The sequence below is a fragment of the Amycolatopsis sp. NBC_00348 genome, from assembly GCF_036114655.1.
Lineage (GTDB): Bacteria > Actinomycetota > Actinomycetes > Mycobacteriales > Pseudonocardiaceae > Amycolatopsis.
In genome coordinates this window covers 5,701,310-5,721,673 of the sequence record NZ_CP107994.1, presented here as the reverse complement: position 1 = coordinate 5,721,673, position 20,364 = coordinate 5,701,310, and the positions used below count along the sequence as shown (strand labels likewise).

Annotated in this window: 12 protein-coding genes; 4 read left to right on the top strand and 8 right to left on the bottom strand. The window is 69.8% G+C overall.

Features of this window, described 5'->3' with window-relative positions:
- Window positions 1-32 precede the first annotated feature (32 nt).
- From OHS58_RS24470 to OHS58_RS24445, 6 genes are all read right to left on the bottom strand, one after another.
- Window positions 33-2,471 carry a toll/interleukin-1 receptor domain-containing protein gene (locus tag OHS58_RS24470; protein WP_328644123.1) on the bottom strand — a complete coding sequence of 813 codons (2,439 nt, stop codon included), beginning with the start codon at window positions 2,469-2,471 and terminating at the stop codon, window positions 33-35.
- Complete coding sequence (locus OHS58_RS24465; protein ID WP_328644122.1) at window positions 2,468-3,298, bottom strand: hypothetical protein; 831 nt, start codon at window positions 3,296-3,298, stop codon at window positions 2,468-2,470. Before OHS58_RS24465 ends, OHS58_RS24470 begins: the two co-directional genes overlap by 4 nt.
- 450 nt (window positions 3,299-3,748) lie before the next feature.
- Window positions 3,749-6,928, bottom strand: a complete 3,180-nt coding sequence (locus OHS58_RS24460; RefSeq protein WP_328644121.1) for a CHAT domain-containing protein — start codon at window positions 6,926-6,928, stop codon at window positions 3,749-3,751.
- 29 nt (window positions 6,929-6,957) lie between these two features.
- The gene (locus tag OHS58_RS24455) at window positions 6,958-7,938 is read right to left on the bottom strand and encodes a CATRA system-associated protein (protein ID WP_328644120.1); all 981 of its coding nucleotides are present in this window, start codon (window positions 7,936-7,938) and stop codon (window positions 6,958-6,960) included.
- On the bottom strand, window positions 7,939-8,538 hold the full coding sequence (locus OHS58_RS24450; RefSeq protein WP_328644119.1) for a TIR domain-containing protein: 600 nt from the start codon (window positions 8,536-8,538) through the stop codon (window positions 7,939-7,941). It abuts the gene before it with no gap.
- A gap of 608 nt (window positions 8,539-9,146) precedes the next feature.
- Window positions 9,147-11,816 carry a TIR domain-containing protein gene (locus tag OHS58_RS24445; protein ID WP_328644118.1) on the bottom strand — a complete coding sequence of 890 codons (2,670 nt, stop codon included), beginning with the start codon at window positions 11,814-11,816 and terminating at the stop codon, window positions 9,147-9,149.
- 401 nt (window positions 11,817-12,217) lie between these two features.
- On the opposite strand from OHS58_RS24445, the gene miaB reads away from it, so the two are divergent.
- Entirely contained in the window at window positions 12,218-13,711 is a 1,494-nt protein-coding gene (gene miaB / locus OHS58_RS24440) for a tRNA (N6-isopentenyl adenosine(37)-C2)-methylthiotransferase MiaB (RefSeq protein WP_328644117.1), read from the top strand.
- Window positions 13,708-14,181 carry an Rv2732c family membrane protein gene (locus OHS58_RS24435; protein ID WP_326954966.1) on the top strand — a complete coding sequence of 158 codons (474 nt, stop codon included), beginning with the start codon at window positions 13,708-13,710 and terminating at the stop codon, window positions 14,179-14,181. Before miaB ends, OHS58_RS24435 begins: the two co-directional genes overlap by 4 nt.
- A 79-nt stretch (window positions 14,182-14,260) precedes the next feature.
- Here the strand turns inward: OHS58_RS24435 and OHS58_RS24430 are convergent, their stop codons facing one another.
- On the bottom strand, window positions 14,261-15,574 hold the full coding sequence (locus OHS58_RS24430; protein ID WP_326947493.1) for a DUF349 domain-containing protein: 1,314 nt from the start codon (window positions 15,572-15,574) through the stop codon (window positions 14,261-14,263).
- Between the two features lie 246 nt (window positions 15,575-15,820).
- On the opposite strand from OHS58_RS24430, the gene miaA reads away from it, so the two are divergent.
- Window positions 15,821-16,720 (top strand): tRNA (adenosine(37)-N6)-dimethylallyltransferase MiaA, encoded by a 900-nt coding sequence (miaA, locus tag OHS58_RS24425; RefSeq protein WP_326951460.1) that lies wholly within the window; start codon window positions 15,821-15,823, stop codon window positions 16,718-16,720.
- Between the two features lie 9 nt (window positions 16,721-16,729).
- The gene (gene dapF / locus OHS58_RS24420) at window positions 16,730-17,560 is read left to right on the top strand and encodes a diaminopimelate epimerase (protein ID WP_328644116.1); all 831 of its coding nucleotides are present in this window, start codon (window positions 16,730-16,732) and stop codon (window positions 17,558-17,560) included.
- A gap of 277 nt (window positions 17,561-17,837) precedes the next feature.
- Here the strand turns inward: dapF and valS are convergent, their stop codons facing one another.
- On the bottom strand, window positions 17,838-20,360 hold the full coding sequence (gene valS, locus OHS58_RS24415) for a valine--tRNA ligase (RefSeq protein WP_328644115.1): 2,523 nt from the start codon (window positions 20,358-20,360) through the stop codon (window positions 17,838-17,840).
- Window positions 20,361-20,364 lie beyond the last annotated feature (4 nt).

Below are 20,364 nucleotides of genomic sequence, written 5' to 3'. Positions count from 1 at the left end.
TCGACGGAGAAGGAGCCCGGGGAATGACAGGTTCACGAAATCCGCGCTGACCCCAGTGATCGCAACAGCAGCGACATCCCGGCTGCCCAGTCAGCTGAAAGGTCGACGTGGTGGATCTGCTCGTCGAGCGTCCGGCCCGGGCCGACGGCCAGCTCAGGCAGGGCGCACGGCCCGAGGAGCACGGGGATCAACCACTGCCGTCCCTGTGGCATCAACCGTAGCTGCTCGACTGCGGTGATGAGCTCCTCATTCATGTACGAGACATCTTTGCCGGCATAAGCGGCGGAAAAGCACCCGATGAAATAGTCGCCGGCCCGGATCGCCTTCTTGATCTCGGACCGCCACACCTGACCGGCGAGCAGGTGCGTGCGGTCCATCCAGACGTCGAACCCGTGCTCGCCCAGCTCCGTCACCAGACGGTCGACCGTCGAGCTGTCCTCCCGCACGTAGGAAACGAAGATCCTCTTCCGGCTCGGCAATGGAGCTCCTTCCTCGTCTCGGGCGCCCGGATCGGGCGCCGGAACCTGAGCCGGCGCCCGCCGGGTGCCCGCTCGGCTCGTGGTGTTCAAGTAGTCCTGCGCATCCCGTTCTTGGAGGCGGAGCTGGACTCGGAGCCGGACGTCGGCGACGTCGAAGACGGCGACGCTGTCACCCCCGACGACTTCGTGTCCGGGAAGGTGGGCACATGCCTCGACGCAGTCGATCAGGATTCCCGTCTCCAGGCCCTCTGGCGTGTCGCCCAGTCCCGAAGCCCGGGCCGCCGCATCCTGCAGGAAGAATTCGTTCCAGAGCGCTGTGGCCAAGCCTGCTTTGACAGCGAACAGGTGGTCGTGGTGACGTAGGGCATCGGCTGTGAGGGTGGCCAGCCGTTCCCAGGTGCGTTCGCTGTTACCCCGGCGCCCGGCCAGCGCGGCCACCAGTTCGCGAGCCGGCGCGCAGGCATCTGCACCGCTTTCGGCCGCGATCAGCAGATCCAGCGATGGGACGCATTCCCGTCGGCCGTCGCTGAAGATCTCCGCGTGTTCGTCGAGGTTCGGTGGTTCTCCGGCCGTGTGAGCCAGGGTGGTCAGCTCCTTCGTCCGCCACGATCGGTGGGGCCGGTTCCGGTCGGTACCGACCCACCGCGCCACTGCTCGCGCGATCGGGTCGTGTGCGGCCTGCTCGCGCAGGTGCGTGTAGATGGCATCACCGGCGTCGGGATCGAGCTCGTAGCAGTTGAGCGTGTGCTGGACCAGTTCGCCGGCGAACAGGGGCGGCCGCACTCGTCCCGATGCCCATGCCTGCTCGATGCCCAGTGCGGCCTCCAGCCCGCGCTCCAGGTGGTCTCCCAGCATCTCGGGCCGGTCGGGAAGGGGCGCCGGGCGGACGGCACCGGCCAGCAAGGTGTCGGCGACTGTGGTGGGGACCGGCGAAACGATGGGTTCTTCGCACCATCGCGGGCTGGTGTGGCGGCGCTGGGCGCCCGGGGTCCGGAAGCGCACCGGCAACACCGGCTCGACCGCACCGTCCACTATGTCGATCACCACCGCGACATTGACCCCACCGCGGCGTTGTTGCTCGAGCCCGGTCGCACCCAGGGGTGCGGTAACCAGAGCACGGTTGCCGTCCGTCGACATCGACAGCTCCCGGACTGCCAGCGGAAGGCCGTTCGACGAGGCGATGTCCGACCGTTGCTCCATTGACCCGGTCGAAACGTCATAGTCGTGGATGACCAGCCGGCCGGTCATCGGCTCGACAGTGGTCACCGTCATCGCGTTCGCCCCGTTTCCCGGGTTCCACCCGGCGCCCACCGACCTGAAGGGGAGCGGGACCACGATCCCGTCGGCCAAGCCCACCAGGTAGTTGGCGCCTCCGATCCAGTCGCACAGGTGCAGCCACAGGCCGTCACTGCTGTAGGTCAATTCGACGTGGCTCAGGGGCCACGCCGGAGACAGGTCGACGACCCGGCGTCGTTGCCCCAGCGCGAGGTCGTACTCCCAGAGCACGTACTTCGCCGCGTCCGGCAGCGCGGAAAAGCGGCCGAGGCGCTCGTCGAGCACGCAGACCTTCCGGCCGTCCGGCCGCCACGCGACCGGTCCGGCCGAGCAACCGGGGATCTGCAGCCGGGACTCCGGCTGACCGAACTCCTGGATGTAGAGCTGACGGTGGAAGTGTGGTTCAGCCGGGTAGGGGGACCCGCCGAGGAAACTCAGATGGGGCGCGTGCGTGCGGACGAAGTCCGTGCCTGTCGGGAAACCCAGCGCTTCCGCTTGCGGCGATCGGCAGAATGCCCAGGCGCCGCCAGGCAGGTGGGGTGCGCCCATCCGGTCCGAGTAGCACGGATCGGTGACTGGCCGGCCGCCTTCGTCGACCACCACCGATGCCGCGGCGTGGCCTCGTTCCTCGGCGACGGCGAAGAACACCCGCAGGTCGCTGTGGGAGTCGTCGGAGTGGTCGACGACGATCGTCTCGCCGGTGACGACCGTGCTCATCTTCGTTCCTCCGGGATCTCGTGTTCGCCGAACAGTTCTTGTAGCGACGCGTTCCGCCAGAGGACCGTCCGGACGTCGACGTCCGGTGCGGCTGCGGCCAGGTCGGCCAGCGCTTCGAGGTAGAGCGACGGATCGACGCCCGCGTCCTGGCACGCAGTTGTGATCGTTCTCAGGCGGTGGGTGACTTCCCGGACCGAGGCGCCCACGTCGGCGTCAGGGGCGACTTTCCGTACGTTTCGCAAGGTCCGCACGTACAGGTCGAGCACGGCCCCGTCGCGGCGTCCAGGCGCGCGGTTCCGCATCTGTGAATTGACGTACGTGGTGTGAAGCAGGTCGACGGCTTTCTGGAAGAAGAACAGCGCGCTCGCAATGTCATCGTGTTCCAGAGCGAGCATTCCGCCGGCCGCGATCGACTCCGGTGAACCGTAGTGTGCTCCCACGTCGTCCGCGAACCGTTGCTCGCCTTCAGCCAGCCAGGTCGAGGACGGCTCGATTTCGAAGGTGGCGCGTGGAGCTCGGGAAACCCGGCCGGCGGCCGCACTGATCTGCGACAGGTGTTCTTCGGCCGCCGGTGCCAGGCCGAGGAATACGGGCTCGGGCTGTCGCTCGTACATGTCGTGCCAGAACGTCGAAAATCGGGCGATTCGAGTGACGGTCGCCTGATGTTGGTCACTCGCGTCGACGCACCACTTGGCGAGCCAAGCCCACAGCGAGCGGTGCCCCGGATAGGGCTGAGCGCCGCTGATGTCCAACAGGCCGTCGATGCCCAACCGGATGCCGCGAGGTTCGCGGCACACCAGGATCCCGTCCACGATCTCGTCGAGCACGTGCGACTCGTGGTAGTCGATCCGGGGCCGGCCGCTCAGCCAAGACATCGGTCACCGCGGGGGGAGACACGCATCGGAACCGCCTGTCCAGTCGTGGTCGAGTCGGAACCTCCCCTAGATCGCCCGGGTGGCACGTCATTGTTACGGCATTCGCCCGATCGGATGTCCTGACTGCTTCCGGGGTGAAGGTGCCGATCCATCACTGCGCTGCCCGCTCGCCTGGATCGACGGCTGGAGGCTCTGCCCCTCAGGACTCCGAGACGCGGACAAGCGCAGGTTTACCGGGTCCTCCGGCGGTGCGGTCTGCGCTTGCTTGGCGGTGTCTGCCCACGAACGTAAAGTCAAGGTCGACCAGAGCTCGCGGGCAATCCGCCACAATGGCCGATCACTGGAACTGACCAGGTCAGGTTGTAGCGAACACAGGCGTCAGGCACCGCTGATCCGTCCCGGTCACGGGCCGACGTGGAGATAGGGTGCCCACATGCTCGGTGTGCCGGGGTGGCGGTTCCGCAAGGCACATACGGCTGCGTGGAGCGCCTTCGCTGATCCTGCGGCGTCCAGCTCACCGTCTCGGGCGAGCGCGTCGTAGACGTCGCGGGCGACCCGGACGGTGGCCGTGTCCGCGACCGACCACAGTGTGCCTATCACGTGCCGATAGCCGGCGAACTGCATACCTGCGGCGAGGTTGATCGCCTCTTCGGGCAGCCTGCTGCCCCCGACGGCGGTCTCGCACGCACCGAGGAAGGCGAACTCGGCGTTGGCGGCGCTGGGAGCCCGGGTGAGGTCGGCCACGGTGAGCCGGTCGTCGAGGAGGACCAGTCCACCCTGGTAGGGCGCGTCGAGGTCCTGAGCGCCGTGGCAGCCGAAATGCACCCACGCGTGCCCGGCGAGCTGCGCCAGCACGGTCGCCCGGGTCGCGTACTCCGGTGGGATGGTGGTGTGCCGGGGAAACAGCCGTTCCAGCCGTGCCCTGGTCCGGTCCACCCCAGGTACCGTGCGTGCGCCTGGCGTGCGCGGTGTGGCGACCACCAGCAGGCTCCGGCGATCCGGCGCCGGATCAGTGGCTCCGATGGCACGGCACAGGGCCTGCACGGTCGGTGTGTAGGAGGAGACGACCAGGTCGAGCACCGAATCGGTCTCGTTGCCTGCTGCGTGTAGCGGCAGGAACGTCAGCAGCCCGCTCGGGCACCACCAGATCCGGTCGGGCCGGTCGAGCGCCGTGAGCACGGGTTCGGCGATCGTGTCCCACATCCAGCGCAGGGTCTCCGACATCGCGACCTGCAGGTCGGCGCGCCCGTCTCGGTCGCCCACCTCGCCCAGGGACCGCAGCAGGGACGCGTGCTTCTCGCCCCGGCGGGCCGTCTCACCGAGCGTCAGTTCGGGGAGTGGGACAACTTGGGGTTCATCGAGGCCGGGATGCAGCACGAGGGCGTCGCAGCGCCACGCGCTGACGTTGATCAGCACGACGGGACCGGCCTGCGCGGCGGTGCGCAGTTCCGCGAAAGTCGCCGCGGTGAGGAACGACTCGAACCCGGGAATCGTGCGGACGCGTCCCACCAGGTCATCCCACTCACTCGCCCGCGTGACACGCGCATCACTGGGAAACGGCTCAGTTCCGGCCTGGTCGTCCCGATCGAGGGCCGTGCCGACGTCTTCGAGCCTGCGAGCCAGTTCGGGAGCCACATCGGACAGCAACGACAAGTCGGTGCGGGTCTCCAGGAGCTGACTCCAGAGCACGCCGCGGCCGAGCTCGAACAGCTCGACCGCCGTGGCCGGTTCGCCCGCCGCGATGGCGGCGGCGACCGCCCTGCCGGTCAGGGTCTGCCAGTCGCCGAGCACGCGTTCCCGGGTGTTCTGGTCCACACCCCGCCACGCGCCGCGTGGTAGCAGTTCCACGGCGGCGGCGAGCCCGGGCAGTCCGGTCGCGGGGTCGCCGGAGACCGCGATCTCGTAGCGGCCCCAGCGATTGGCGGCCTCCAGGCGCAGGTGTGGAGGTGCGGCGGAGAGGGCGTGAGCATCGCGTGCTGTCGCGGCAGCGAGCCGGGCGTCCGCCGGATCGCCGGTCAGCTCGTAGCGGTCGAACCGGGCGATCGACAGGTTGACCAGCCGCTGCGCCTGATCGCCGGCCGCCGCACTGTCCTGAATGGATTCGCGGAGCAGGTCGATCGCCGTGTCCAGGTCACGCGGATCGCTGCTGAGCTGGTGCCTCAGGTGGTAGGCGGCGCCGAGGTTGCCGACAGCCGCGGCTCTGTCGGTGTGGCCGGGCGGGTACAGGTCGAGCGCCTGGTGCGTGCTGGCGATGGCCTGGAGCAGGTCGGCCGGGTCGGCGGTGCGCTGGTAACGGGTCTTCGACACCGAGGCGAGCCCCAGCAGCACCGCCTCGCGGTCCATGGGCTGGTCGCTCGCCGCGGCTGCCGAGATCTCGACGAGGGCCTCGTCCAGGTCGAGCGTGTCCTGGGTCACGCCGTAGCGCAGCAGCCGGTACCCGGCGAGGTGCGCGAGGTTCGTCGCGTACTCGGGGTGCCCCGTGGGCATTGCCCGGACCGCTTTCGCCGTCAGGTCGATCGCCTCGGTCACGTCCTCGAGTTGACCGTACTGGTCGAAGCGGTACGACAGCGCCATCGCCAGGGCCTGCTGGCTGCGCGCGAACTCGGGCGATCCGGCGGGAGAACCGGCGACCGCCGAGCGGAAGACGGCGACCACATCGTTGAGCAGGGCCAGGTCACCGTCCCTCATCCACTGAGAGAGCAGCGCGTTGCCGAGCGTGATCTGGGTGGAGGGCAGTACGACGAACAGGTCGTGCGGGAGCTGGACGGCGTGGCGGAGGGTGGTCACCGACTCGTCCAGATCCTGGTCCAGTTGCGTGACGAGGTAGCGGCTGAACAGGATTCCGCCCAGCATCGCGAGTGCGGCTGTGTGTCCCGGTCCACCGGGGTGGGTGGCAGCGAACGCGGTGCGCGCCGCGTGCACGGCGTCGTCGTGCTCCGCGCGGGACCGCCGCAACTGTGCCCGCTCCCGCATGGTGCTCGCCAGCACCACCAGTCTCTGGGAGTGGTGCGGCCTCCCCTGCGGGGTCACGGCCGACTCGGCGAACCTCGCGATGGCCTCGTCGAGATCGTTCTGGTGACTGCGGAAGCGGTACCGGTCGAGCAGGCCCATGCCGAGCATGTATTGGAACTCGGGCCGGTCGGGGTGTCCTTCTGCAACAGTGCCGAGCGCCCGCCGGAGGAGCTCGATGACACGTTCGACGGACTCTGGCATGATCCGAGCCGCGGTGTGGGCTGCGTTGACCAGCTCACCTCGGTCGGAGGCGGACCAGGAGCGCGGGAACAGCGGGTCGAGGTCGGGTGCCAGTACCGCGAGCTTGTTCTCCGGCACCAGGGAGGGGTCGTGGCCGGCCACCGCGGCGAGGATTGCCAGCCAGTACTGGTACCGCAGGTTGTCCCCCTCCGCGTCGAGCATCATCCCGCAACGCAGGTGCCAGTCGGCGACAGCACGCAGCACTCGCGGCGACGCAAGGTTGTCGGGCGACTCCAGCCGGGCGGCAGCGAGCAGTTCAGCCACCATGTCTTCGGCGTCGAACAAGCGGCGATCGCCCGTCGCCTGGTCCCACGCGGCGAGCACCCCCACCAACCGGGCGTGCAGGTCTCCCGCGCGGCTCACCGTTCTGTCAGCAGGTTGAGGGAGGTTTTCACCAGCGCCCGCGCCGACGCGGGGATCGAGACGGCGTCCCCGCTCGTACCGACCGACAGAACCGGTGCGGCCAGCTCCAGTCCACGGGTGAGCTGGTCCACGACGTTGGCCGACCCGGCGCGCAGAGCCTCGGCCAGCAGCGCGAGCTCGTGTTCGATCGACGCCCACTGCGCCGGGTCGAGCTCCCACTCCAGCAGATCGGTCAGCACGTCGGCAGCGTCCTCGTACACCTGGTCGGATCTGGCCGTGACGACCCGAGCCGCACCGCGCACATACGCCGGCCGGTCGGCCACGAGTTGGGCGGTCGCTGCGAAGTCCCTGGCGAGCAACGCCGTGACGGGCTCGACGTCGCCATCGGCCAGCGACGTCGCGAGCACAGTCAGCAGGCGGGCGCGGTCAGTGTCGCGGCCGGCCCACGCGTCCAGGAGTGCCAGGGGTGCCCGGGTGTCACCCGCGCCGGTGAGCAGCGGCACGACCGTGAGTTTGCCCCGCCCGAACGGGAGCTGGTCGCGGACACGGCTCGCCTCGGTCGCCAGGCTCGCCACCGAGCCGGGTTCACCCGCCAGCACGAGGGTGTCGGGGAGTTGCGCGAGGCAGATCCCCGTCGCGTCGTCCAGGCCCGAGCCCGCGTCGACCACGACGTGATCGTAGGCCGACCGCCAGGAGGTGGCGCAGTCTTCCAGATGCCAGCCAAGGCCGTGGTCGGCGTACAACTCGTCGAGATCGGCTGTGCGGCCCAACCGAACCACGTCGGGCGCACCTGCACCCGGCTCCGGGTAGCTCGCCGGCTCGCGCCCGCCCGCGGCCGCGTACTCCGGCAGGATTCCTCCGGGCCCGGACACGGCCTCGACCAACAGGGTCCGGTAGCCCCAGCGGTGCAGTTGTGCGGCGGCCCGAGCCGCGAAGACACGCAAGCCGAGCGCGGAGGAGTGGAACGCGGTGATCATTCACAGCTCCAGACGGGGGAGCGTCGGACGTTGTGGTACGAGGTCCTTGGGCCGGAACACCAGCCAGTTCGCCTGCCACGCGGGCACGTGGTCGAGCAGTTCAGCCAGCTCCTGGGCGACTTTCTGCACCTGCCGGTGCAGTTCCAAGAACTCCGGGGAGTCCTGGTAGGTCAATCGGCCGACGGTGACATGGTGCAGGTTGACCGCCTGCCGCAGCAGTGCCTGCTTGGGGAAGTGCCTGCCGTCGGCGAACACGACGGGGTAGATGAGCCCGCGGTCGTCGTGCCGGCTCGCCCGACCGGCGACTTGCTCCCTGGCCGACATGGTGGTCAGCTCCGCCAGGCACCACGGCGACTGGAAGTACGGTGGCGACCACACGGCGACAAGCAGCCGGCTGTGCCGCAGCGCCCGTTCCAGCCGCGCGGGCCAGTACGTCCCCGTCTCCTGCTCGACGTCGAGGAAGATGCGCGGTGGGGTGGCGAGTTCGTCGGCCAGGCAGTCGCGCAGCAGCGGGTGGAAATGATTGCGCACCCATTCGCCCGCCGATCCCGCTCCCGATCTGCGGTAACTGAGAAAAATGTCGTACTCGTAGTCCGGCACTGCCCGCCGCCCCTCCACGTGCGCTGCTCGACGCACGATAACCCATCCGGAGGGATGCCCGCTGGGCTGTCCGGGATTTGTCCGGAATCTGTCGCGACGCTGATGTCTCGGTCCATTGCCGCACGTCTTATTCCGATGCGGTGACGCTGCGATGGGCGGAGCGTTGCAACTGATGTCGAACGCAGCGAGCAGGCCGGTCATGCCGTGGCGGACATAATCGTGGGTCATCCGTCGGCGTGGTCGGCATCAGCGGCAGGATCTGCGCGATCCCGCCGATCGCCTGCGTCTGGGCTTCTTGTCCGCCGCCAAGGCCAACGTGTTCTCCGCCAAAGCCTTGTACAAACCGACGACGTCACGGACTTTGTCCACGAACTGAGGATCAGCCGACAATTCCAGGCCCGTGGTCGAGACCATCAACCCTGTTGTCCGATCGTGCCGCCTTCGGTGCACCGCAGCGCATCCGTGCCTACGCCTGCGCTGTTTCCGGCGCTGGCTCCAGGCCGGCATGACCTGCTGCTTCTCGTCGGACCACACCACCGCGACCTAGCTACCTGATCCGCCCCACGGTGAGGCAACCGGACGACATCCCGCCGACGGCCTGACCGGCTTCAATCTTCAGGTGTGCCGGCGAAGTGGTCCTGCACGACCAGGTGTCGGAACTGGGTTGCGGTACCGGAGAGCCGGAAGATCCCGGCACCGTAGGCCCAATCGGCGAACTTGTCCGGGCGCCGCGGCAGTTCGCCGCGGCGAGCCATCCCGCGCACCGCCAGGAAGTGCTGAAGGCAGAGCGGAAAAGTGCTCATGCCCACCATGAAGAACGAAAGCACCACAGAGGAACCTGTCACCAGGGCCTCGACCGGGGTCAGCACGCCAAGGATCAATGGCACAATGGCCACGACCGCCATTGTGACGAGTGAAGACGCCAGCACGTAGGTGGCCACTCCGAGCCTGCCTTGCCGCAACGGATCACTGGGCCTGCTCGTAATGTTGTGTGGGACGGTTAAGATGCCGAAGACCTGCAGCGTGACCCCGGGTACAATCCCGAGGGGTGAGAATATCGCTACGCCAGCCATCATGGATCCAATAAGTCCAACTGCAATATTGGCATGATGGGCGGCCATGATCTCTCTGCCGAGAGGCAGTAATCCGCACAGTGCGCCCAGTAGTGCTCCCGCTGTCACGCTACCGAAGAACACTCTTCTAAGTCCGCGGAAAAGGCGCGTTCGACCTTTTGGTGTACGAATGTACCGCAGGTTGACTTGCGGCGTCTCCCGGCCGGGAAATTTGGTCGGCGTATAGATCAAGAAGCAGGTCATCAAAACGAAAAGTCCCGCACCCGCAGCCAACGACAAGCTCGGGCGAGTGTCCGGCACCAGCCAAGAACCGATCAGCTGTGGGATGACGGCAGCACAGGCGGCCAAGAGTGCTGCCTGGCAACGGATGCGTAAGCCCGGCCGTCGTGGTGAGCCGGTGGTTCGCCACAGATCGCTCAGGTAGAAGTCCGTCGCCGATTCCCCCAGCTTCACCATGCGGCCCAGGTGTGCGGCGAGCGTCCGCAGCCAGCGGTCGACCTCCGGGGCGTCGTACCGAGTACCGTCCGGGCACACATGGTCCCTGGTGATCGCCGGAACCAATCTGCTGAACAGCTTGTTCTCCAGGGCCGCCCCATCGAGCCCGCACATCTTGGCCGGAAGGGTGGCGGGATTGCGGTAGACCGTGACGGCGAGGTAGAGCCGAAGCGGGGACGTGAGGCAGCGCGCGAGGTCGCCGTTCGGATCCTCGCGCAGCGCGGCCGCGACCGGCCGCCAGCGGGCCTGGATACCGTCTTCCGCGTCGGGGTCGGGAAAGCGGTGGGTAAGCCACGCGACGACTTCACCGGCTTCGAGCGGCTGCACCGTGACGGCTCTGACGTGCTGCAGTGCGTAGTCGGGATCGGTCTCGTCGCCTTCGATGATTTTGTTGTGCCGGGCCGTGCGGCACGTCAGGACCCCGCGCCACTTCACCCGCCCCAGCGTGACGTTGAGGGCGGACAGGACGCGTCGAGCCTTCAGCGGAGGGCCGTCATCAGGGTCGATTTCGTCCAGGCCGTCGAGCACCGGGATGATCCAGTCACCCTTGACCAACGCCTGAGCCGTGGCCGGCTTCACCCCGTAGACGTTTGTCAAGTGCTCCGCGATCCACGTGTCCAGCCGGGCCCGGATGTCGACCGGTGAGGTATCGGCATCGGGCACTGCGAACGCCGACAAGCTCAGCCGCAGCGGTACCGCCTGATCACGGCCGGTGGCGAGGGAGTCGGCCGCCAAGTCCAGCACCAGCTGGATGGCGAGGACCGTCTTGCCCGCGCCGGGTGCGCCCAGGATCAGGAGCCGCTCCGGGTCCAGGTCCTGGTAGTAGCGGCCGATCGTCGACAGTGACCCGGCGGTGGCGGTGGTGTTGTCCGGGCGCCATCGCACCAGCGACGGCAGGAAGCGCACGTCGGCCGGCTGCGGGTCGCCGGTGTCGCCGAGCAGCCGCTGCAACGTCCTGCTTTCGGTGGTGACGATCTCCTCCAGCAACGCGCGGGCTCGCAGCGCGAGCACCGAGCGGTCATCTGCCCGAGGGCGTGCCCGGAAGCCGTGCGCCTGCAACGCGAGGCCTGCGCCGACCGCGACGAGACCCGGCACCCGGACGTCGGGGGACGTGGCGAGCAGCAGTCCGGCAACGAACGTGACCAGCCCCGCGATCGCGGGCAGCCACGCCCGCCGCGGCCACGTCGGCACCGGAACGGTGACCGTGGCCCCGTGTTCTGGTGATGGGGGAACGCGAGCGCCCAGTGGCGGCGCCGGATGGACCGGCCGGCCGGTCAGCATCCGCAGAAGGTCGTCGACGCCGTCGCGGGTCAGCTCCGCAACGGCGACGCGCGAGGCGGAGTGGGGCTGCAAGAGGGCGGGGATCTCGCCGATGGGGTGGCCGGGCAGGAGTACCGGCAGCACGCTGACCAGGCCGTCGTCACCGTCGGCGTGGACGCGCTCCTTGATGAGCTTCCATTCGGTGCGGATCCCGCGGTAGACCTCTGCGGAGAGGTCGCCGTCGCTGAGGGCGCGGTAGGCGGGCGAGGCGATGACCAGGACGTAGTCGCTGCGCTGGACTTTTTTGGCCATCCAGTCGACCCAGTCTTGGCGGACGTGCGTGTCGTACTCGTCGATCCACGCGTCGACGCCGTTTTCCCGCAGCAACTCGCAGAGCCGCCGGACTTCACGGCAGTGGGCGGAGCTTTCCCGGGCGTAGGAGATGAACACCTTTGGCACCCGCGTGTTCTCCCCGATCATCCCAGACGTCTCTCGGACACGACTGCCCTGATCCCGGGCCCGACATTACTGGCCGTGACCGGACGGCACCAACTCACCAGGCCACCCGGACCTGTTTGTCCACGTTCTGGCAACTTTCGCGGTCGCGCGCCGGTCCTCAGCTCGTGGCGCCGATCAGGGAGCCCATCTTCGTGGCCTGCACTGCCGGGCACGAAGAGCGGCACAGGATCGTCGAGCTGCGCGTTCAATCAGTCGTTCGGTCGCGAAGCCTGATCGGGCACCCTCGACCTCGTAGACGGAGCAACGCAGGGTGCTTCGTCATCCCTCGACGTGCGGTCCCCGGGGTAGGGCGGGACCTTTACCTGGTCAGGTGGGGGTTACCCTGGTCAGCGATGACCGAGACACAGGCACCCAGGGCGTACCAGATCCGCACCTTCGGCTGCCAGATGAACGTCCACGACTCCGAGCGCCTCGCCGGGCAGCTCGAAGAGGCCGGCTACGTGCCCGTCGACACTGGGGCCAAGCCCGACCTCATCGTGTTCAACACCTGTGCCGTCCGGGAGAACGCGGACAACAAGCTCTACGGCACCCTCGGGCACCTGCGGCCCGACAAGACCGCCAACCCGGACCTGCAGATCGCCGTCGGCGGGTGCCTGGCGCAGAAGGACCGCGGGGAGATCGTCAAGCGGGCTCCCTGGGTGGACGTCGTGTTCGGGACGCACAACATCGGGTCGCTGCCGGTGCTGCTGGAGCGGGCGCGGCACAACGCCGAGGCCCAGGTCGAGATCCTCGAATCCCTCGAGACCTTCCCGTCGACGCTGCCCGCGCGCCGCGAATCGTCCTACGCGAGCTGGGTGTCCGTTTCGGTCGGCTGCAACAACACCTGCACCTTCTGCATCGTGCCCGCCCTGCGCGGCAAGGAACGCGACCGGCGGCCCGGCGAGATCCTCGCCGAGGTCGAGGCGCTCGTCGCCGAGGGCGTGCTCGAAGTCACGCTGCTCGGCCAGAACGTGAACTCCTACGGCGTCGAGTTCGGCGACCGGCTGGCGTTCGGGAAGCTGCTGCGCGCGACCGGCGCCATCGACGGCCTGGAGCGCGTCCGGTTCACCTCGCCGCACCCGGCCGCGTTCACCTCCGACGTCATCGACGCGATGGCCGAGACGCCGAACGTCTGCCACCAGCTGCACATGCCGCTGCAGTCCGGGTCCGACCGGGTGCTGCGCGAGATGAAGCGGTCCTACCGCTCCGCGCGCTACCTGAAGATCCTCGACGAGGTCCGCGCGGCGATGCCCGACGCGGCCATCACCACCGACATCATCGTCGGCTTCCCCGGCGAGACCGAGGAGGACTTCCAGGCGACCCTGGACGTCGTCGCGCAGGCCCGCTTCTCCAGCGCGTTCACCTTCCAGTACTCGAAGCGCCCCGGCACGCCGGCCGCGACGATGGCGGGCCAGCTGCCCAAGGAGGTCGTCCAGGAACGCTACGAGCGCCTGGTCGAGCTGCAGAACCGGATCTCCTGGGACGAGAACAAGAAGATCGTCGGCCGCCGCGTCGAGCTGCTCGTCGCCGACGGCGAAGGCCGCAAGGACGCCGAGACGCACCGGATGAGCGGCCGCGGCCGTGACGGCCGGCTGGTGCACTTCGCGCCGACCGGTTTGAACGTCGACCGCGGGGTGCGGCCCGGCGACATCGTCGAGACGGTCGTCACCTACGGCGCGCCGCACCACATGGTCGCCGACGGGGACCTGGTCTCGCACCGGCGGACGCGTGCGGGCGACAACGCCGAGGCGGGGCTGCGGCCCAAGACCAACGGCGTCACGCTGGGCCTGCCGGGCTTCGGTGCCCCGGCGGTCCGGCCCGAACCGGTGAGCGGGTGTGCGTTGTGACCGAATCCCAGAAGTCCGGCGAGCTGGACGAGCTGGCCGCCGAGATCGACGAGGTCGGGCAGCAGGCGTCCCGCACGGTCGAGCTCGGCCGGCGCGGGTTCACCATCGCGGTGTTCACGTTCGTGCTGCTCGGCTGCCTGCTGCTGCCCTGGGTCGGCGACCACGCCGGCTGGCAGGTGCTGGCCGGCGAGGGCGGCGGCATCCCGCAGCTGTTCGCCGCGACGTCGACCGCCGTCGGCGTCGTCGCGTCCGCGCTCGCGCTGGTGACGCGCCGGTGGTGGCTGGCCTGGGTCTGCGCCGCCGGCGGCTGGTTCGCCTCGGTCGACGGCCTCCTGGCCATCTGGTCCCAGCAGTCGTCCCACGCCCCCGGCGCCGCCGGTGGCGGACCCGGCGCCGGCCTGATCATCGCCTGGATCGCGATGATCTGCCTCGCCGTCCAGTGGATGCGCACGGCCTTCTCCCGCTCGTAGACACCCGAAAGCCGTGAAAGGCCTCCTTACCGGCCATAAGAGCCGGTAAGGAGGCCTTCACGGCACTTCCGGGGACGACTCAGCGGTCGGCGATGGCCGCCTCCGCGGCCTGCAGCCACTCGCGCCACTGCGCGGCCTGGTCGTCGGCCTTCTTGGCGCGACGCTCGTCGCCCGCCGCGCGCGCCTTCTCGGCCTGGCTCTCGAACTGCTCGACGCGCTCGCGGAACTGCGCGGCCCGGGCCTGCGCCTCCGGGTCCGTCCGGCGCCAGCGGGAGTCCTCGGCCGACTTCACCGAGTCCTGGACCGCCTTCAGCCGGCCGTCCAGCTCGCGGATGCGCTCGCGCGGGACCTTGCCGATCTCGTCCCACTGCTCCTGGATCTTGCGCAGCGCGTTCTTCGCCGCTTCGAGGTTCGAGCCGGCGTCGATCTTCTCGGCCTCGACCAGCAGCTCCTCCTTGCGGGACGCGTTCGTCGAGAACTCGGCGTCGCGCTCGGAGAACACCGTGGACCGGCGGGCGAAGAACTTGTCCTGCGCCGCGCGGAAGCGCTGCCACAGGGCCTCGTCGCTGTCCTTCGGGGCCCGGCCGGCGGCCTTCCACTCGGTCATCAGGTCCTTGTAGCGGCCCGCGGTGTCGCCCCAGTCGTCGGACTCGCTGATGGCCTCGGCCTCGGCGATGAGCTCTTCCTTGCGCGTCTTGGCCGACGCGCGCTGCTTGTCCAGCTCGGCGAAGTGGGAGCCACGACGCCGGTTGAAGCCCTCGCGGGCCTTGGAGAACCGCTTCCACAGCTCGTCGTCGGTCTTGCGGTCGACGCCCTTGACCGTCTTCCACTCGTCCAGGATCGTGCGCAGCCGGTCGCCGGCCGCCTTCCACTGGGTGGAGTCGGCGGCGATCTTCTCGGCTTCCTCCGCCAGCTCCTGCTTGCGGGTGACGGCCGCGGCGCGGGCTTCCTCACGCTCCTGCTTGGCGCTGGCCAGGGCCTTCTCCGCGTGCCCGATGACGTACTCCAGGCGCGCCCCCAGTGCGGCCAGGTCACCGACCAGGGCGGACTCGGCCAGCCCGTCGCGCAGCTGCGTGGCGCTCGACAGCGCGTGCTTCGGGTCGCCGGCGCCCGACACCAGGCGCGTCTCCAGCAGCTCGACCTCGGTCCGCACGTCGTCGAAGCGGCGGGCGAAGTGCACCAGGCCCTCGTCGGGGCTGCCCGCCTGCCAGACGCCGACGGCGCGTTCGCCCTCGGCGGTGGTGACGTAGACCGTGCCCTCTTCGTCGACCCGGCCCCAGGTGGACGGGGTGGGCTCGGCGGGCGGCACGGGCGGTGCGGCGTGCCCGGTGTGCAGCGCGTGCGGCACCGGGTGCGGGGCCGGGGTACCGGTGGAAGTGTTCTCCTGGGCCATCGCAGGCTCCTTATCGCCTGTACGCCCGCTGGCGCGGGCGCCCCGCCGGTGCGGCGGGGCCGGGTAATGCGGTCGTCACGGGCCGTGCTCGGATGCTACGGCCCCCACGCGGCATTCAAGCAGCTCAGCGCGCACCGTGGTACCGGATGAGCTACTCGAAGCTCGTGATCCTACTTCCGGTGGACGCTCCGTGTCGGGACGCCGGTATCGTCAGCCGCCGTGACCAGCCCCGCCGCCCCGCCCCCGATCCGCCCGGTCGCGGTGGTCGGGCCGACGGCCACCGGCAAGACGGCGCTGGCCGTGGAGCTGGCGCTGAAGCTCGGCGGGGAGGTCGTCAACGCCGACGCCCTGCAGCTCTACCGCGGCATGGACATCGGCACCGCGAAAGCCACTGAGCAGGAACGTCGTGGTGTTCCGCACCACCTGCTCGACGTGCTGGACGTGACCGAGACGGCGTCCGTCGCGGCCTACCAGCGCGACGCCCGCGCCGCGGTCGAACGGCTCCTGGCCGCGGGCCGGGTGCCGGTGCTGACCGGCGGGTCCGGGCTCTACGTCCAGGCGGTGCTCGACGACCTGCGCTTCCCGGGCACCGACCCGGCCGTGCGCGCGCGGCTCGACGCGGAGGCGGCCGAACTGGGCACGCCGACCCTCTACACCCGGTTGGGTGAACGCGATCCGGTCGCCGCGGCCGCGATCCTGCCGACCAACACCCGCCGGATCGTGCGCGCGCTGGAAGTCATCGAGATCACCGGGGAGCCGTTCTCCGCGAACCTGCCGAAGCCGGGGCCGGCCCGCTACGGCACGGTCGTGATCGGTGTCGACCGCGCGCCCGAGGAGCTCGACGAGCGCGTGAACGAGCGCGTTCGCCTGATGTTCGAGGCCGGCCTCGTCGACGAGGTCCGCGAGTTGCTGGCGCGCGGCCTGCGCGACGGGAAGACGGCGTCGCGCGCGCTCGGCTACCAGCAGGTGATCACCGAGCTGGACGGCGAGGGCGACTTCGCGGCCGCCGCCGCGGCGACGGCGCAGGCCACCCGGCGCTTCGTCCGGAAGCAACGTTCCTGGTTCCGGCGCGACCAGCGGATCCACTGGTTCGACGGCGCCGAAGCCGGGCTGGCCGCACGCGTCCTGGATACCCTGGCCCGGTAACCTTGCCCCATGGGCGGAATCGAGTTCCTCAAGGGGCACGGCACGCAGAACGACTTCGTGCTGCTCCCCGACGCGGCGGGCCGCCTCGAGCTGACCGAGGCCCGGATCGCCGCGCTGTGCGACCGCCACCGCGGCCTCGGGGCCGACGGCGTGCTCCGCATCGTCCGGGCCGACGCGCTCGAAATCGCCTCCGAGGGCGAGTGGTTCATGGACTACCGCAACGCGGACGGCTCGATCGCGGAGATGTGCGGCAACGGCGTGCGCGTCTTCGCCCGCTACCTCGTGGATGCCGGGCTCGTGACCGAGGGCGAGTTCGTCGTCGGCACCCGCGCGGGCGACCGCCCGGTGGTCGTGCACCCGGACCGCACGGTGACCGTCGGGATGGGCCCGGCGACGATCACCGGCACGTCGGTCACCGTGGTCGCGGGCCGGCCGTTCTCCGGCGTGGCCGTCGACGTCGGCAACCCGCACCTGGTCACGGTGCTCGACGACACCGACGTCCGGGACCTGGACCTGCGCGACCAGCCCGACTTCGACCACGACGTCTTCCCGAACGGCGTGAACCTCGAGTTCGTCAACCGCCTCGGCGAGGGCGCGCTGCGGATGCGCGTGCACGAGCGCGGGGTGGGGGAGACGCGCGCCTGCGGCACGGGCACGGTCGCCGCGGTGGCCGCGGCCTTCCACCTGGCGGGCACCGACACCGGAGCATCCACAGTGGACATCCCGGGCGGCCGGGTGGACGTGACGGTGTCCCGCGGCGCGTCGACGCTGTCGGGCCCGGCGGAGATCGTGGCCCGCGGCGAGATCGACGACGCCTGGTGGGCCGCCGCCGGTTCCTGACGGCGGCGATCTGCCGCGCCGGGAGGCGGAAACAGGCATCCGTAACAAACGCCCGGACGTGAACGACCTCGGGTCCGCAATCAGGACTTCGTCGTATTCGTGTGAGGGTAGGTGCCCGGGCAACGCTGTGGACCGCGGCATCCGGCCCAGGCGGCATCAACAAGCGCCGGCGGGGTATCCCGGTGGTGGCTCGCAACGCGCCTTCTCGCGAGTTGAGCCAAGAGGCGGATACGCGAACCAGTGGGCCGCCGCCGGTTCCTGACGGCGGCCCCCGGCGTCAGCCGACGGTCACTTCCAGCGCCAGCTCACCGTCGCGCGTCTTGACGTCGGCGATCGCGCCCGCCAGCCGGATGTCCGGCTCGATGCGCGCGAACCGCTCCAGCACCTCCGCCGGCCCGGTCACCGTCAGCGTTTCCACCGCGGTGCGCATCGAGACCTTCGCGTCCGTCTTCGCCCGGCGCACCGCCGCGATCACCTCGCCCGCCAGCGTCAGCAAGGCGGGGTCACCGTCGACAGCCGCAGCGACCGGCCACGGCGCCCGGTGCACCGAGCCCGGCTGCCACCACGACCAGACCTCTTCGGCCGCGAACGGCAGGAACGGCGCCAGCAGCCGCAGCACCGCCGACAACGTTGTGACCAGCGCCGCCTGGGCCGACGCAGCTCCCGCGGTGCCGCTGTCGCCGTACGCGCGGCCCTTCACCAGCTCGACGTAGTCGTCGCAGAACGTCCAGAAGAACGTCTCGGTCACCTGCAGCGCCCGCGCGTAGTCCAGCGCCTCCAACGCCGCCGTCGCCTGCTCGACGACGACAGCCAGCGAAGCCAGCAGGGCCCGGTCCAGCGGTTCGGTGACCGCCGCGGACGGGGACGGCACGCCGAGGCCGAGCACGAACCGGCTGGCGTTGAGCAGCTTCGTCGCCAGGCGCCGGCCGACCTTCATCTGGCCTTCGTCCACCGCCGTGTCGACGCCGGGGCGCGCGCTCGCCGCCCAGTAGCGCACCGCGTCCGAGCCGAACCGCTCCAGCAGGTCCACCGGTGTCGTGACGTTGCCCTTGGACTTCGACATCTTCTTGCGGTCCGGGTCGAGCACCCAGCCGGCGATCGACGCCGCCCGCCACGGCAGCACGCCGTGCTCCAGCTCCGCGCGCACCGCCGTCGAGAACAGCCAGGTGCGGATGATCTCGTGCGCCTGCGGCCGCAGGTCCATCGGGAAGACCCGCTCGAACAGGTCGTCGTCGAGGCTCCAGCGGCCGACGATCTGCGGGGTCAGCGACGACGTCGCCCACGTGTCCATCACGTCGGCCTCGGCGACGAAACCACCCGGCACGCCCCGCTGGTCCTCGGTGAAGCCGGGCGGGACGTCGCTGCTCGGGTCCACCGGCAACGCGCTCTCGTCGGGCAGGAGAGGCGCGTCGTAGTCGGGCTCACCACTCGCGTCGAGCCGGTACCACAACGGGATCGGCACGCCGAAGAACCGCTGGCGGCTGACCAGCCAGTCGCCGGCGAGGTTCGTCACCCACGACGAGTAGCGCACCTTCATGTGCTTCGGCACCCAGGTCAGTTCCTCGCCCCGGGCCAGCATCTTCTCGCGGAACGCCGGGTCGTTGCCGCCGTTGCGGAGGTACCACTGCCGGCTGGCGACGATCTCCAGCGGCTTGTCGCCCTTCTCGTAGAACTTCACCGAGTGCGTGATCGGCCGCGGTTCGCCGCGCAGGGCCCCGGCTTCGCGCAGCAGGCGGACCAGGATCTCGCGTCCCGTGTGGACGGTCTTGCCCACCAGCGGCGCATAGGCCTCCGCGGGCACGCCGTGCGGCGCGTCGGGCAGGAACCGGCCGTCACGGCCGAGCACCACGCGCGTCGCGAGGCGCAGTTCGCGCCACCACGTGACGTCCGTGGTGTCGCCGAAGGTGCACACCATCGCGATGCCGCGGCCCTTCTCCGGGTCGGCCAGGTGGTGCGCCACCACGGGCACCTCGACGCCGAACACCGGCGTCCGCACGGTGGTCCCGAAGAGCGGCTTGAAGCGTTCGTCGTCCGGGTGCGCCACCAGCGCGACGCACGCGGGCAGCAGCTCGGGCCGGGTCGTCGCGATGACGACGTCGGACCCGTCGGGCGCGGTGAACGCGAGGTCGTGGAACGCGCCGGGGCGTTCGCGGTCCTCCAGCTCGGCTTGGGCGACGGCGGTGCGGAACGTGACGTCCCACAGCGTCGGCGCTTCGGCCTGGTAGGCCTCGCCGCGGGCGAGGTTGCGCAGGAACGCGCGCTGCGAGATCAGCCGCGAGTCGTGCCCGATCGTCTGGTAGGTCATCGTCCAGTCGACGGACAGCCCGAGCTGCCGCCACAGCCCTTCGAAGACCTTTTCGTCGGTCACCGTCAGGGATTCGCACAGCTCGACGAAGTTCCGCCGCGAGATCGAGACGGTGTCTTTGCCGGGCTTCTTCGGCGCCTCGAAGTCCGGGTCGTAGGGCAGCGACGGGTCGCAGCGGACGCCGAAGTGGTTCTGCACCCGGCGTTCGGTCGGCAGGCCGTTGTCGTCCCAGCCCATCGGGTAGAAGACCTCGAACCCGCGCATCCGCTTGAACCGCGCGAGGACGTCGGTGTGGGTGTAGGAGAAGACGTGCCCGATGTGCAGCGACCCGCTGACCGTCGGCGGCGGGGTGTCGATCGAGTAGATCTCGTCACGGGTTTTGGTGCGGTCGAACCGGTAGGCGCCCGTGGACTCCCATACGGGTACCCACTTGGCCTCCAGACCGTCGACACCGACCTTGTCCGGAACCTGTGGGCGCTCGAGGGGAGTGTTCATGAAG

Excerpts from the sequence above, each read along its gene's own strand:
- OHS58_RS24470 (WP_328644123.1), bottom strand. The coding sequence starts at position 2,471 with ATGAGCACGGTCGTCACCGGCGAGACGATCGTCGTCGACCACTCCGAC.
- OHS58_RS24455 (WP_328644120.1), bottom strand. The coding sequence starts at position 7,938 with ATGATCACCGCGTTCCACTCCTCCGCGCTCGGCTTGCGTGTCTTCGCG.
- miaB (WP_328644117.1), top strand. The coding sequence starts at position 12,218 with ATGACCGAGACACAGGCACCCAGGGCGTACCAGATCCGCACCTTCGGC.
- OHS58_RS24430 (WP_326947493.1), bottom strand. The coding sequence starts at position 15,574 with ATGGCCCAGGAGAACACTTCCACCGGTACCCCGGCCCCGCACCCGGTG.
- dapF (WP_328644116.1), top strand. The coding sequence starts at position 16,730 with ATGGGCGGAATCGAGTTCCTCAAGGGGCACGGCACGCAGAACGACTTC.
- valS (WP_328644115.1), bottom strand. The coding sequence starts at position 20,360 with ATGAACACTCCCCTCGAGCGCCCACAGGTTCCGGACAAGGTCGGTGTC.